Below are 13,858 nucleotides of genomic sequence, written 5' to 3'. Positions count from 1 at the left end.
TCTTGCAGTCTAGACCATTTAAGAACTTAGCCAATATAAAAAGGAGTTGTGACATAAGTTTCCTATATAGTTGAAAATGCTATAGCGCAGTACAAAAAGAGGACTCTCGCGTTCGGAAAATACGAACGTTAGAGTCCTCTTTGTGTTTTCTAAAGACCGGCTTCGCTTCGCCGGGGGGTGTCGAAAAACGAACTAGCAAGCTAGTTCAGTCTCCCTAACCTTTTCTCTTAACTTTACTTTCGCCCTTCTAGTTTCATCCCCAGTTCAAGGGAACGGTCAACGATCGTCGACTGGGAATCCACCACGGCAAACTCCTTTTCTGGGTTCATTTCTTGAGCATACGACAATTCTGTACAACCAAGGATTACCGCATCGGCCCCCTCTTCTTCAACCATCTTTCGAATTAGCTCGTGGAATTTCTGACCGTTAGAATGACCGGCTTCCTTGATATCGTGGTAAATCAGGTCCTCGGTCATGTCCAGAACCTCTGAAGTTGGCTTAATTTCCTCATACCCAGCGGCGGTAATGTATTGGTCATACAAGCCGGCCTCAACAGTCCCCTTGGTAGCCAACAAACCCACCTTCTTGGCATCAGGTTTAACGTTTCCGATTTCCTTAACCGTCTCATCTAGCATATTCAGAATGGGAATGTCAGTTGCCGCCTGCAGCTTGTCAAAAGCGTAGTGGGCGGTATTACAAATCAACACGAAAAAGGCGGGCTTCAGCAGACTCTGCTGCTTAATATCTTCAATCAAATCTAGGTTATAATCCGGTTTCTGATGGTCCAAAATCCAGGCGGTCCGGTCAGGAACACTGGCATGGTTAACCACGATGTAGTCCAAGTAGTCCTGGTCGCAGTGGATTGGGGTCCGCTGGTCCAGCAACCGGACATAGCTTTCCGTGGCCAGGGTTCCCATACCGCCTAACACCGTAAAGAATTTTTTCATTATTAATTACGCCTTTCTTCCTATCTTTAGGCCAATAAGGCCACAAAGATTGGTCCTAATAAAGTGATTCCAATGTTTCCAACAACAAACGCCGGTGTGAAAGCGGCCGCAAAGTAGGCCCCACCCTCCAGGCCGGCCTTTTGAACGACCTCACTCATTGAAGCAGCACTGGTCCCCGAACCGGCAAGCCCCCCAACCAAAGCAAGGGGCTCCATTCGTAAAACATAGCGGCCAAACAGGAGGGTCAAAAGATGGGGGGCAACCGTAATAATCGCTCCTACGACCAAAACGCTCCAGCCTAGTGACTGAATAGCTGAAGTGAACGCCTGGGCTGATTGCAGGCCCACCGTGCCAACAAAGATTGTTAGACCAACGCTTTGGGCGAAAGTCGTCACGGTCTCGGGGATGGACTTATAGTCGCGGTGCCGGTTGATCCAGGAACTCAAAACTAGTCCCATGATCAAGGCCGCCGTCCCATTACCGAGTTGCAACGGGATACCATTTAATTTTAATCCAAAAATTCCTAAAAGGGAAGCACCACCAATTCCCAGTGAGAACAGGGTGTAGTTAATGGCGGCCTCGTCGGTGTGCCAGCGCCCCATCTGATGAAGAATATTGGCCGTCCGAGAAGTATTACCAGTTAGCGATATTACGTTTCCTGGGCGAAGCTGGTTAACCAGTTGCTCATTTCCCGTGATAGGGTCCTGGATGTTAATGAAGACGCCGTGCTGGCGAAGAATTGCCAGTTGAACCGGCTTGAAGCCCTTTCCCAGGACAAACTTCTGCTCTTTCGGGGCGTTAGTTGGCGTCAAGACTTCCTTAATTCCCTTAATTCCGTGCAGGCGGTCAAAGTGAACCGCGTAACCAATGATGGTTATTAGGTCCCCCGCCTGAATTTCGTATTCCAGGTGGTCAGTCATCCGGTGGTCACGGAAAACCGCCAGGGCAATCAGGTGGTAATCCGACCAGTTGTTAAACTGGGCAATTGTCTTTCCCACAAATGGTGAGTTAGCAGAAACCAGGTAAGTCCGCCGCCAGGTTGGGTTAGGATTCTTGGCATGGAAGTGGTACTTTCTAGCCATCAGTGGTCCCTGTTCTTCAATCTTAATTCCCATCATCTTGGGTGCAATGTCGCGGAGCAGGATGATAACGCCTAAGGTTCCAAAAACATAGGTTAGTGCATAGGCAACCGGCAGTTGAGCTTCATACGTCGCCCGCACCGCCTTACTTACCGGTAGAGCCCCGATGGTCTGTAAAGAACTCGCCACCGTTGCAGACTGGGTCAAGGAACCGGAAATGATTCCGGCAGCAATCCCCGGACCGATGTGGAAGGCAATGAACAATCCCCACGAGACCAGAAAGGCAATCAGCATCCAGAAAAGGCTGGCAATAATGATGCGGACGCCAAAAATCTTGAGGCTCACCAGTAGCTGGGGCCCAATGCGGTAACCGACTGAGAACATGAAGGCACCAAAGAAAATAGTGCCCAGCATTTCGTTACGGGGAAACGCCCCTACTTGGCCAACAATCAGGGTAACGACCAGGGTCGCCACGGTGGCTCCAACGTTAAAGCGACCGGCAATCTTGTAGTTACCAATTGCAAAGCCGAGGGCCACGCACACAAATAGGGTAAAGGTTTGATTATTCACCATGAAGTGAATGATTGTATCTATCATCTGTATCCCTTGATTTTCTCCTTATTAAATATTTGATCAGCAACATTATTACATTGCTTATGGGCCAATTCAACAGCTGGTCATTACTTGTTATCGAATATTAATATAGGCCAACGAAAAAAGGAAGCTGGGCGAAATAACTTCTCAGCTTCCTTTAATCCTGTCTATTTCTTTTCAACAAAGTACTTAGCAAAGTTCTTTTGCGAAACGGCGTTGATCCGCTTTTCAAGGATCCACCGCATCAGGTTCATATCCTTGGCGTAGTGGTAAGTGGTCCCGTAACGCCCTTCTTTAATCAATTTTTCTGCCTGCTTTTTAATCTCATTATCCTTGGCGTATTGCAGGAAGGTCTTCTTTGAAACCCCTAGCCACAGCTTGTACTTCTTTGGATCCTGGTTAGCGTAAATTGTCTTGGTATCCTTCAACGTGTCAAACACGTAATCTTCAACCGGGAACGTTGCCAGCTGGTGGTCGTTTAAGGAAACAAAGAAGCTGCTCCGCCCCTGCCGTGGGTTTAAATCAAAGACCTTGAACTGGCCATCGCGGCGGTCATACTTCAGGTCAAAGTTTACGAAGCCAGTGAAGCCCACCTGCTCCAGGAAGTGCTTGATGTTCTGGTAAATCTTTTCATCATAGGCCGGCATGATGGCGACATAGTTACCAACATTGGAAGGTTCGCATTCCTCCAACAGCGGGTGCCCCAGGCTCATCAGCTTGACCTGGTGGTCCTTACCCACGTAGCAGTTGATTGTCCGCATGTTGCTGTCGTCACCGGGGATAAACTCTTGTAAAATCAGGTCCCCCTTGTACGGGCTGTGTTCGTAGATTGTTTCTAAAACCTCAGCCAGGCGGGTGGCGTCGTTAATGATGTAGGCCTTTTCGTAACCGGCAAAGTTCCCCTTATGCCACTGCACCGCATCAGCAGCCTTAAGGGCAACCGGGAATTCAAACGGCGACTGGTAGTTCTTGTAGTCCGTCTCGGGAGTTAGGATATCAGTTTTCGGGTATGGCAGGCCGTACTGCTCACAAACGTTGTAGAATTCTTCCTTATTAGTCAGTTTAGCAACGGATTCGTAGTCGGCGTATGGGCAGGCCATGTACTTAGAAAGTTCACTACGGTTCTTGCTGACTAACTCGGTGTAGTCATCCCCACAGCTGATCAGGACAACCTTCTTCCCCTGGGCAATGTACTGCTTAGCGGCCCCAATCAGGGTCTTAGTAAATACTTCCGGCTTCTGCAGGTCCGGGTTAAAGTGCAGGTCAACAATCTTTGAGAACCGGGTTGGTGCCAGTTCTGCCCGGGCATACAGGTGTGACTTCACCCCATACTTTTCATACATTGACCGGGCCATCCCGTAAGCGTTAAAGTCGCTTCCTAAAATCAGCGGAACAAATGGTTGTTCGCTCACTTTATCTCACTCCCTCTTCATAAACTAGTCTTATTATCCAAGCCCCTATTTTACCATACTTTTGCCCTGCTTTTGCAGGCGGTAGTTAATAATGATTGCGCACAGGACAACCACAGCCAGGGCCGTCAGGAAGATGTAGTCCACCCGGCCCCCGTCATAGGTCCGACTGGCCAAGCTTCCTGTCCCGTTATTCTGGAAAACGGCCAAGACGGCGGCCAAAAAGACCGTCCCCAGGGAACCGGCGAACTGCTGAACCATGTTGAAGATTGAATTGACGTCAGCACTGTTCCGGGCGTCCACCAAGACTGTCGCGTTAGAAATGGTATTCCCGAAGGCAAAGTTAAAGCCAATCCGCAAAACCAGGAAGAAGGCCATGATCAAAAATGGGGTTAGCTGGGCCTGGAGGAATGCAAAGCAAGCGGCCCCAATCATGAGGAGGACGCCCCCAAAGGTTACCGGTTTGGCAAAGCCCTGGTTATCTGCCAGACGACCGGCAAAGGGTGCAATGAAGGCCCCACATACCGACCCTGGTAGCAGGACCAGGCCAGCAATCGTGGATGATGCTCCCAGGACATACTGAGCATACAAGGGAATTACCAGTGAAATCCCGATATTGATGAACTGCAGGCTAAAGTAAGTCAAAGTCGACAAACGGAGCGGCTTTACCCGAAAGACCCGTAAATCAAAGAGCTGTGATTCCCCATGGTTATTGACGTAGATAAAGACGGCTAAAGAGACGACCGCAACTACTAGCCAGGCCGCCAGTGGCCAGCCAATCCCGGCCTGGCCAATCGTCGAAAAGGCGTAGACAAATGAGAAGAGGGCCACGGCTAAACTGATCAAGCTACCATAGCTAAAGCGCTTCGTGTTTCCTAACGGCGTGTTGCGAATAAAGCACTGACCAAGGACCAAACTTACCAGGACAAAAGGTAGCAAGAGCCAGAAGATCAGCTGCCAGGAAGTGACTTCTGAAATCCACCCACCATACGTTGGGCCTAGTGCCGGAGCAAACGAGATCACCATCCCGGCAAAGCCCGTCATCGCGCCGAGACGGGCACGGGGAATTTCCGTAAAGATCAGGTGAAACAGGATTGGGGTGGATAACCCGGTGGCCATTGCCTGGATAAGCCGCCCTACTAAGAGCATTGGGAAATTCAGGGCCATGGCGCACAGCAAGTCACCAAAAGTGAAGGCCAAGACAGCCGCCAACTGGAGGTGTTTAGCCTTAAACTGCCGCAGCAGGTAGGCCGTTGTCCCCATCGTCACCGTCACCATCAAAAGGTAGCCAGTGGTGATCCACTGGATGGTATCCAAAGAAACCGCAAACTGCCGGGATAACTTCGGGTAGGTAACGTTCATCGAAGTTTCGTTTAAAATACCGATGAACGTTAAGAGTGCCAGAGAAATAATTGCTAAATAGATGTGGTTATGTTTATTCTGATTCAAGTTTTCGCCCCCTAAAAATAAAGGTTCTACAATTTTAAGAGGCTGGGAATTAACTATTAATTCTTGGTTCTCTAACAGTAAAATCCGGACTATAATTTTTGATCGATTCAAAAATCATAGTCCGGATTTTAAATTATTTATAAAATTAGTCGCCAATCGACTAATTGATTGACCAAATTTCGTTAGATTTAATGCCATCAAGGCTAGCCCAATGTCATTTTCCACAGCCCGTTGTCCGCGTAGATGAGTTCGGCGTATGCCAAAATCCCTCTTCATGTGACCAAAGACTGGCTCAACGTCGAACTTTCGTCGACGATAAATTGCCTTGCCTTCGTCACTTGAGAGGGTTGCTTTTACTTTAGCCTTGTAATAATTCCACGTTGGGTTAACCTGCATATAGCGTTGCCGACCACTTGGTGTTTTTGCCAACTCATCCAATTGTTCTGACAGTTGGTGCTTATCCGCTCGATAGAGTTTGAAATCACGTTCGAAACCATATTTATCGGTTCGCCTACTATACCGATAAAAGCTAAAGCGAACTCCTAAATGATCGATGTAGTAATCATCTTCGGCATTATACTGCCAATTTTGTGATTTAGTTGGATCGTTTTTAAATTTATGTTTCTGTTCCTTTTGATAAGTTGTGTATGGAATAACAGGCTGCTTTTCAAACTGATCAAGAATCATTGTGTAATTGTACTCACTACCATAACCGGCATCGGCAACGATATGCTTAAAGAAATCTAAAGCATGAAACTGGGTAAGGAATGGCACTAAGGTCCTGGTGTCAGTTGGATTTGAAAAGAGCCCGTAATCAAGGACAAATTGCTTATGTGTAGCGATTTGCAGGTTATAGCCGGGCTTTAACTCCCGATTCATCATCGGATCTTCCTTCATACACATAAAAGTCGCATCATGATCAGTCTTGGAATAGCTATTACGACCTTGGAAGATATCTTCGGCACGTTCATACTTTTTGGCACGCGGAATTAGGTCGTTGCTTAATTGATGGCGAAGTTTTTTTAGAAAACGACGGCGCCGTTTTCTAACTGAACCACCTTTGATGATTTTTGGTTCTTGCTTAATCTCTTCATCTAACTTAGTGATTTTCTCCGCAAGTTCTTGTTCCATTACTTCCATGCCTTCGGCAGAAGTAACCAGCTCGGGTGCCATTTCTTGCACCACTTGTTTTTCTACTAGTTCCTCATAAAGCTTACTCGTCTTTTCTCTTAACTTAGCGTGATACTTTTCAACTGCCCGTCGCCAAGTAAATGAATATTTATTGGCATCGGCTTCTACCTTGGTCCCATCGATAAAAACTGCATCATTTTGAATTAGTCCGTGATCTTTCAAAGCCATGGTAAAGTAAACAAAGGCATGTTTAATTAGCTTACTAGCGTGCTGACTGCGTCGAAAGTTATTAATGGTATGGTAGCTATAAGCATAATCATGAGCTAACCAACGCATTGGCAGGTTCTCATCCAACATCATTTCAATCTTTCTTCCAGAATAAGTTTGACGTGCGTAGGCAAACAAGAGAATCTTAAGCATAATTGCTGGATGCGATGAAGGGCGGCCGGTAGCCGCTCCTGAATCTTCTAATAGCACATTTTGTGGAATCGAGTCGACAAAATCACTAATTAGCCGCGCAATATGATTTTGTGGTAAATCATAGTTATAGCTTAGTACGAATTCGGTTTGTCCTATGGTATAATTTTGATACATGAAAATCGCTCCTTTGGGTTGTTTTGTGGTAATTACATCATATCAGGAACGATTTCCTGTGTACATAAAAACCGGATGATGAATTGTTCAAAAAATTCATCATCCGGTTTTTGCTTTGGACTAGGAGTTTTTTCCCAGCCTCTATTTTGGTTTAAATTTAAAATAAAAAACGAAAGATGGCTGACCCCCGTCTTCGTTTAAGAAAGGACCATCTTTCATGGATAATTCTATCAGAACTGCTCTCGGAATTAAAGACACTCATCTTGAACTTGATACCAATACTAAAGAAGACTCGATTGCCGATCACGGCGATTATATTGTGGTCCATCTTGTTCAATCCTACCCCATGCATTGTCCTCATTGTGGCCGGCTAATGTACAAGAATGGCATTAAAATCGTTAACTATCATGGGGCAGACCTTCATTACAAGCCGACTGTTTGGTCGATTAAAAAGCAGAAGTATATTTGCCCAGCTTCTCCTCAATGTCCACAAACAGTGACGAAATTAGCTCCGGTCGAGGATGTCCAATATCGTCACCATATCGCCACGAGTATTAAGCAACGCATTATGATGCAACTGGTTAAGAATGAATCCCAAACTGATATCGCCGATGATTTTTCTGTTTCGGGCTGGACCGTCAGGCGCGTAATTAATCACCTTGATCATGTCTTTAAGCCTAACTACCATTGGCTTCCCCGTCATATTGCCTTCGATGACTTTCATTCTGGTCGCTTTGCGCCCAGCGGAATGAGCATGATTCTCGTAAACATTGAGAACCATCGAACGCTCGATATCATTCTTTCACGCCGGAGTAGCTTTCTTCGCAATTACTTCCTGCGTTATAGTCACCGCGCTCGTTTAGCGGTTCAAACTGTTACGGTCGATCTCTATACTCCTTACCGCCGCTTGATTCAAGAGCTATTTCCGCATGCTTTAATTATCGCGGACCACTTCCATGTCGTAGCTCAAGCTTATCGTGCCCTGAACCAAACTAGGATTAAAGTAATGAACCGTGCCGGAAAAAGTTCCCGGCAATGGCGAGCTCTCAAACATTTTTGGAAACTGCTCTTAACCCCTAGTGCACTCCTCAAGTATGATAACTTTTGGCGCCGCCGCAATTTTGGTTACGCCCAGCTAACTGATATTGAGGTTATTCATCGTTTATTAGCTTTCGACGACGAGCTTAAGCAGGCCTATCAATATTACCAAGACCTGATTCTAGCAGTTAATCATCGGAGTAAGTCAGCTCTCAACCAACTATTAGCTATCAAATGGACCGCGCTGCCCCAAGCGTTTCAGAAGGTCCAACGCACTCTGCGAACCCATCGTCAAGAAATCATCGCCAGCTTCAAATATGATCATTACACGAATGGTCCCGTTGAGGGTACAAACAATAAGATTAAAGTTATCAAACGGACTGCCTATGGCTTTCGTAACTTCTTCCACTTCCGCGTTCGTATCCTGATTTCCCTGCCGAATTCTTATATCGCCATTAATTGGCATAATAAAACAGCTCATGTCCAGGGTCAGGCAAGAGCTGCATAGAACTTATTCAATTTATCTTATCAGTACTTCTTGACGAAGAGCCAAAATAAAAAGGCCATGGCGATTGCTCCGCCACAGCCACTAAATAACATTGTTAGTTATACCAGATTTTCTTTTCTGCCGTCAACACCATTATTGCTCGCTCAGTTGGGTCAGCCATTCCCGGGTCGGCTGGTCTAAAGCCGAGTCCGGTGTGTACGGCAGTGGCCCGAGGAGTGCTTTGACTTTCGCCCAGTCTAAGTGGCCATTGGGGCAAATGGTCGTCATTAGCATCTGGGCTAGTTGTTTTTGCTTGGTGCCACTCGACTGGTGTTGGTTTACCAGACTTATGGCGGCAACTTTTTGGGCCAGGAGTTGGGCAACCACCCTTACTAGCTCGGCCGTTGTAAGCTGATTTTTAACCAACAACTGCTTGGTCAGTGGTACCGCGGGGACCTCCTTTACCAGGAATTTCTGTAACAGTGCCCAATTATCCACGATTTGCTTAAAGAATTGCCAGGGAACCTGGGCGTTTACTTTCTTGAGCCGGGCAGGGACAATTTTGCTAAGGTCTCCGTTTTCACTAATCAGGGCCCCACTAATTTCAATTAGGAAGCGCTGGGTGCTTTCCTGAGCAACCTTGGGAACCCGCTTCTTGGCCGTTAATGCAAAGCGCACCACTAGAAAGTCCGTCAGCTGGTCATCAGCGATGGTTGCCCCGCTTGCATGGCGTTTGGCCCTAAAGTTATTTAGCTGTTTAACCCGTGTTGATTTGGCAAAGTGCCCCTGTTTTGGCATCTTAAGATCTCTCCTTTGCAAACTAAAAGGACCGAAGAAAAACAGAAGCTTTTCTCCAGTCCTCATAAACAGTTGGGCTAGCTGGATTCGAACCAGCGCATGACGGTACCAAAAACCGTTGCCTTACCGCTTGGCTATAGCCCAATAATAAAAAGTGGAGGAGAGTGGATTCGAACCACCGAACCCGAAGGAACGGTTTTACAGACCGTCGCGTTTAACCAGACTTCGCTACTCCTCCATCAGCGTTAAAATGATTGGTAATCAATCAACGCTTATTATAATACCTAATCTTACAGTCAAATGCAAGACCTTTTTTAAATTTCTCCAGAAAACAAAATGAGAACCAACACTCTCCGGCATTAGTTCTCATTTTGATTTCTATTTAACTTAGTTAACCCCGCCCATCAGACGGTGGATCTTCTTAACGAAGAACATCAGGATAATCCCGAAGACGATACTTACCAAACCAATAGTCAGGAAGTATGGAACTTCTGTTGATGATGAGTAGAACTTAACAATCTGGGCGTTAACCGCTTGGGCAGCAGCGTCGGCCAGGAACCACATACTCATCATCTGGGACTTAAAGGCCTTTGGTGCTAACCGGGTCGTTACGGCCAGGCCAATTGGCGAAATCAGCATTTCACCAATTTCAACAATAAACCAGGAGCCAACCAGCCAGAATGGGGAAACCCGTCCGGCCGTTGTTCCGTGAATCAGAGCTGGCAGGGCCATGAAGGCGTAAGACAAACCAGCAAATACCAACCCGGCAGCAAACTTACCAGGGGCACTTGGTTGGTTCTTCCAGTGATCCCACAGGGTAACAAAGACCGGTGTCAGGATCATGATGAACAGGGGGTTCAGGGTCTGGAAGTTAGCGGCGGCAAAGTGCCAGCCACCGATGTGTAAGATGGTCCGCTGTTCGGCAAAGAGGGCCAAAACAACTGAACCAGATTCTTCAATTGCCCAGAAGATAACGGCAGCGATGAACAGCGGGATGTAGGCTAATACCCGGGAGTGCTCTTCTTTCGTTACCTTCTTGGAGTTCAACATCATTACGAAGTAGTAGATTGGCAACGCAATGGCAATAATCGTGATCAGCGTGATGATGTTAGTGATGTTCAGTTGACCAAGGGCGGCCAAGAGGCCCAGGATAATTACCAAGGCTACCACCCCAACCAAGGTCCAGATCAGGACCGGACGCAGGTCATCCTTTTCAATCGGGTCGTCAGGGTAAAGACTATCCTTAGATAAGTACTTCCGACCACCAATAACGTATTGGATCAGGCCAAAGAACATCCCGATAGCGGCCAGCGAGAACCCGGCATGGAAGTTCATTTCGCCGTGGAAAAGGTTCAAGCCAAAACCGTTTGCAGCCCACGGAACAGCCCATGGAGCAACCGCCGCTCCCAGGTTAATCCCAAAGACAAACATACTAAAACCAGAGTCACGACGCCGGTCTTCAGCACTGTACAGGCCTCCGACCATTTCGGAAACGTTTGGCTTTAGTAAACCAGTCCCAATCACGATCAAGGCGATTGAAACATACAGTGCCGAGATACCAAACGGCAGTGAAAGAGCGATGTGTCCGAACATAATCAGCACACCACCAATGAAAACTGTCCGCCGTGGTCCCCAAACACGGTCTGATAACCAACCACCGACAACTCCGGAAAGATAAACCAGTGATCCGTAGATTGACATGATTGAAGCGGCCGTGGCCTGGTCCATGCCCAGACCACCCTTAGTTACCGCATAGTACATATAGAACAGCAGGATGGCCCGCATCCCGTAGTAACTAAACCGTTCCCACATCTCAGTGAAGAACAGCGTGGATAGCCCCCGGGGTTGCCCGAAGAAGGCGGTATCCACATTTCTCTCTTTACTCATACTATTCCTCCAAAATCAACATAAATAAGATCAAATTACATACTCATTCCAAAAAATTAAAATTTCTTTTTAAAAATTCAGAATATATTAATTATATACGTGCACCCATTAACCGTCAAACAGAATCTGAGTTTTCAATGAGAAAAAGCCCTTATTTGTGGGAATTCAACGGAACTTTTTTAATAAATGGCAGATTGCAAGAAATAACTTGAACGAATTTAGTGACGTAGATTAAGCAAGAAGATCTCAATTGGTGTATGCCAATTAAGACATTTAAGTGGCCGGGAATTCAGATACCAATTGATTTGAATCAGCTTGTGATCGCTTAACTCTTCAATGGCTTGGCCTTTGGGAATAAAGCGTCGTAAAACTCGGTTACGGTTTTCATTACTGCCTTGTTCATGTGGTGAATAAGCATGAGCAAAATAAACCGGAGTACCAGTTCGCTGCTCAATTGCCTGGTAGTTAGCGAACTCTTTACCATGATCTACGGTAAGCGTCTTGAGCTTGTCTTGAAGTTGACTAGCTAGTTCAAGTACGGCTTGAGTCATGGACTGACTGTCGCGACCATGGAGCCGTTTAACAATTGTCAGGCGACTCTTACGCTCCACAAAAGTAGCCACAGCTTGACCTTTACGTTTGCCAGAAAGTACGGTATCAGCTTCAAAGTGGCCGAATTCCTGGCGAGTTTCGACTTTATGAGAACGCTCCTCAATGGAGCGGCCGTGACTGAACGTACCACGCTTTTCTTTAGCACGATGACGACGAATTCCATGATCAGGCAAATCAGGCAACTGTATATCAAGCCATCCTTGATCAATCCAGTTATAGACCGTCTTGTAGGCAATCCCAACCACATGGGCAACTTGTTCAGGGGACCACTTCTGGACTTGAATCTTTTCCTCGATCAAGTGTTTAAGGTTTTTAGTGAGCGAAGACTTCCGCCCCCGTTGACTAACCTTGCGTTCAAAGTCAGTTTGCGCTAGCTCAGCCTGGTACTCACTATTTAGCCGGTGAAGTTCGTTAAAGACTGTGGTTTTACTAAAGCCTAAGTAATTAGCGATGTATCGCAAGGAACGTCCTTCATTATGAAGCGTTTCAATGACAACACGGTTCTGGAATGATAAAATAGTGGTGCTCATCAAGGTCCTTCTTTCTAATGGATTGTACGGTAACACCATTAAAGACCTTGATGGGTTTTTCTGTCCACTTAAATGTTCAACTTAAATTTTACAATCTACCATCTCCAAATGAAGTAGAATCACAAAAGATCTATTAAATCTAATTTTCAATACACGACTTAAGAGCCAACAGACTAAGAACAGATTAATAATAGACTTGTGAAGTTGCCATTTTTAAATCCGACGTCAAGCGTCATATAAAAATACGACATGTCAACTTCACTCCTACTTTAACAAAAAAGTAGTGAAAACATCAGAACCGTCGTTCTGATATTTCCACTACTAAGCTTAGTCTGTTTTAAAACAATTTACTTTGGAAAAGTAAAAAGCCTGCCAAAAAGCAGGCCCCAAATAAAAAAGCTCCGGCAGTCAGACTCGAACTGACGACAACCTGATTAACAGTCAGGTGCTCTACCAACTGAGCTATGCCGGAATAACGTTGTTAAAAACAACCAATGTTTGTATTATATCGTAACCCTTCTCCACCGTCAAGAGATGATTAAAAAATTCTTGCTAAAGAGCCCGGTAAAACGACCAACACCACCAATAGGAAGATAAAGTCAGGCACGAATTTATGGAGTATTTTAGACCAGGCCCATACACTTGACAGCCGCTTTAACCAGCAGCCTCGCCACCAATCCTTTGTCATTTGGGCACAATATTATACCTTTATTGAATTGATCAAGGAAGTCGTAGTAAGCTCAACCGCTGAAGAACCGCATTCGTGATTATGGATTCAAAATTATTGGCAAATACGATTAATAAAGGCGTGGATCACCTTTATTATCGTCAATTCGCGTCCTTGGGACCTCAACTGTGTGCAGCCGTCAAGAATGCCCAAAGGCTCCGGGTAAGAGTATATCGAATTTTTGAAGACGGCCAAATTCTGCTAAGTAATAATTCACTAGAAGAAGAAACTTGATTCACCACATTAGTTCGTAAAAACTGTTTAATTGCTAAAAGTACCCGTGGAACGGAGGCCAATGCAATTTACTACACGTTAGCAACGATAGCAAAAGTAAACAAACTAAATATATATAAATATTTCAAGTTCCTGTTTAATCGACTACCCAATCAGAAAAGTAGCGACATTGCGGTTTTTTTACCACGAGCAGAAGAAGTGCAACAAGTATGTCGCAACTAGAAAAAGGGCGTGAACCGCAAAAACCGCGGCTCGCACCCTTTCATTTGTTTTCAATACGTATCGTTATTGACTGCTGAACTGCTTTTAGCTTAATTTCTAAACCAAACTAAGTCATACTAA

9 protein-coding genes and 3 tRNA genes are annotated in these 13,858 nt (G+C 45.8%); 1 reads left to right on the top strand and 11 read right to left on the bottom strand.

Annotated features, from left to right (window positions below; translation table 11 throughout):
* Nucleotides 1–233 precede the first annotated feature (233 nt).
* From KZE55_RS02235 to KZE55_RS02215, 5 genes are all read right to left on the bottom strand, one after another.
* A complete protein-coding gene (locus tag KZE55_RS02235) occupies nucleotides 234–947 on the bottom strand; it encodes an aspartate/glutamate racemase family protein (protein ID WP_222258921.1) in 714 nt (237 codons plus the stop codon).
* 26 nt (nucleotides 948–973) lie between these two features.
* Entirely contained in the window at nucleotides 974–2,623 is a 1,650-nt protein-coding gene (locus KZE55_RS02230) for an aspartate-alanine antiporter-like transporter (protein ID WP_222258919.1), read from the bottom strand.
* Between the two features lie 164 nt (nucleotides 2,624–2,787).
* Entirely contained in the window at nucleotides 2,788–4,032 is a 1,245-nt protein-coding gene (locus KZE55_RS02225; RefSeq protein WP_222258917.1) for a carboxylate--amine ligase, read from the bottom strand.
* 45 nt (nucleotides 4,033–4,077) lie between these two features.
* On the bottom strand, nucleotides 4,078–5,478 hold the full coding sequence (locus KZE55_RS02220) for an MFS transporter (protein ID WP_222258915.1): 1,401 nt from the start codon (nucleotides 5,476–5,478) through the stop codon (nucleotides 4,078–4,080).
* Between the two features lie 114 nt (nucleotides 5,479–5,592).
* Nucleotides 5,593–7,203 carry an IS1182 family transposase gene (locus tag KZE55_RS02215; protein WP_222257689.1) on the bottom strand — a complete coding sequence of 537 codons (1,611 nt, stop codon included), beginning with the start codon at nucleotides 7,201–7,203 and terminating at the stop codon, nucleotides 5,593–5,595.
* A 217-nt stretch (nucleotides 7,204–7,420) separates the two neighbouring features.
* Between KZE55_RS02215 and KZE55_RS02210 the strand changes: the two genes are divergently transcribed.
* On the top strand, nucleotides 7,421–8,749 hold the full coding sequence (locus KZE55_RS02210; RefSeq protein ID WP_222258013.1) for an ISL3 family transposase: 1,329 nt from the start codon (nucleotides 7,421–7,423) through the stop codon (nucleotides 8,747–8,749).
* 132 nt (nucleotides 8,750–8,881) lie between these two features.
* Here the strand turns inward: KZE55_RS02210 and KZE55_RS02205 are convergent, their stop codons facing one another.
* The 6 genes from KZE55_RS02205 to KZE55_RS02180 all read right to left on the bottom strand — a co-directional run bounded on the left by KZE55_RS02205 (nucleotide 8,882) and on the right by KZE55_RS02180 (nucleotide 13,027).
* The gene (locus KZE55_RS02205; RefSeq protein ID WP_222258913.1) at nucleotides 8,882–9,526 is read right to left on the bottom strand and encodes a hypothetical protein; all 645 of its coding nucleotides are present in this window, start codon (nucleotides 9,524–9,526) and stop codon (nucleotides 8,882–8,884) included.
* Between the two features lie 72 nt (nucleotides 9,527–9,598).
* Nucleotides 9,599–9,670 (bottom strand) — tRNA-Gln (locus KZE55_RS02200).
* Nucleotides 9,671–9,681: 11 nt separating this feature from the next.
* Nucleotides 9,682–9,764, bottom strand: a tRNA-Tyr gene (locus KZE55_RS02195).
* 149 nt (nucleotides 9,765–9,913) lie between these two features.
* Nucleotides 9,914–11,413, bottom strand: coding sequence for a peptide MFS transporter (locus tag KZE55_RS02190; RefSeq protein WP_222258911.1), 1,500 nt, complete (start codon nucleotides 11,411–11,413; stop codon nucleotides 9,914–9,916).
* Between the two features lie 218 nt (nucleotides 11,414–11,631).
* Nucleotides 11,632–12,555: an IS30 family transposase gene (locus KZE55_RS02185; protein ID WP_222258909.1), complete on the bottom strand. Its 924-nt coding sequence runs from the start codon at nucleotides 12,553–12,555 to the stop codon at nucleotides 11,632–11,634.
* Nucleotides 12,556–12,954: 399 nt separating this feature from the next.
* Nucleotides 12,955–13,027: transfer RNA gene (locus KZE55_RS02180), tRNA-Asn, on the bottom strand.
* Nucleotides 13,028–13,858 lie beyond the last annotated feature (831 nt).

The sequence above is a fragment of the Limosilactobacillus panis genome, assembly GCF_019797825.1.
Taxonomy (GTDB): Bacteria; Bacillota; Bacilli; order Lactobacillales; family Lactobacillaceae; genus Limosilactobacillus; species Limosilactobacillus panis_A.
Note: the sequence above shows the minus strand (reverse complement) of the source record. Positions and strands in the feature narration are given on the sequence as shown.

Excerpts from the sequence above, each read along its gene's own strand:
- KZE55_RS02235 (WP_222258921.1), bottom strand. The coding sequence starts at position 947 with ATGAAAAAATTCTTTACGGTGTTAGGCGGTATGGGAACCCTGGCCACG.
- KZE55_RS02230 (WP_222258919.1), bottom strand. The coding sequence starts at position 2,623 with ATGATAGATACAATCATTCACTTCATGGTGAATAATCAAACCTTTACC.
- KZE55_RS02215 (WP_222257689.1), bottom strand. The coding sequence starts at position 7,203 with ATGTATCAAAATTATACCATAGGACAAACCGAATTCGTACTAAGCTAT.
- KZE55_RS02210 (WP_222258013.1), top strand. The coding sequence starts at position 7,421 with ATGGATAATTCTATCAGAACTGCTCTCGGAATTAAAGACACTCATCTT.
- KZE55_RS02205 (WP_222258913.1), bottom strand. The coding sequence starts at position 9,526 with ATGCCAAAACAGGGGCACTTTGCCAAATCAACACGGGTTAAACAGCTA.
- KZE55_RS02190 (WP_222258911.1), bottom strand. The coding sequence starts at position 11,413 with ATGAGTAAAGAGAGAAATGTGGATACCGCCTTCTTCGGGCAACCCCGG.
- KZE55_RS02185 (WP_222258909.1), bottom strand. The coding sequence starts at position 12,555 with ATGAGCACCACTATTTTATCATTCCAGAACCGTGTTGTCATTGAAACG.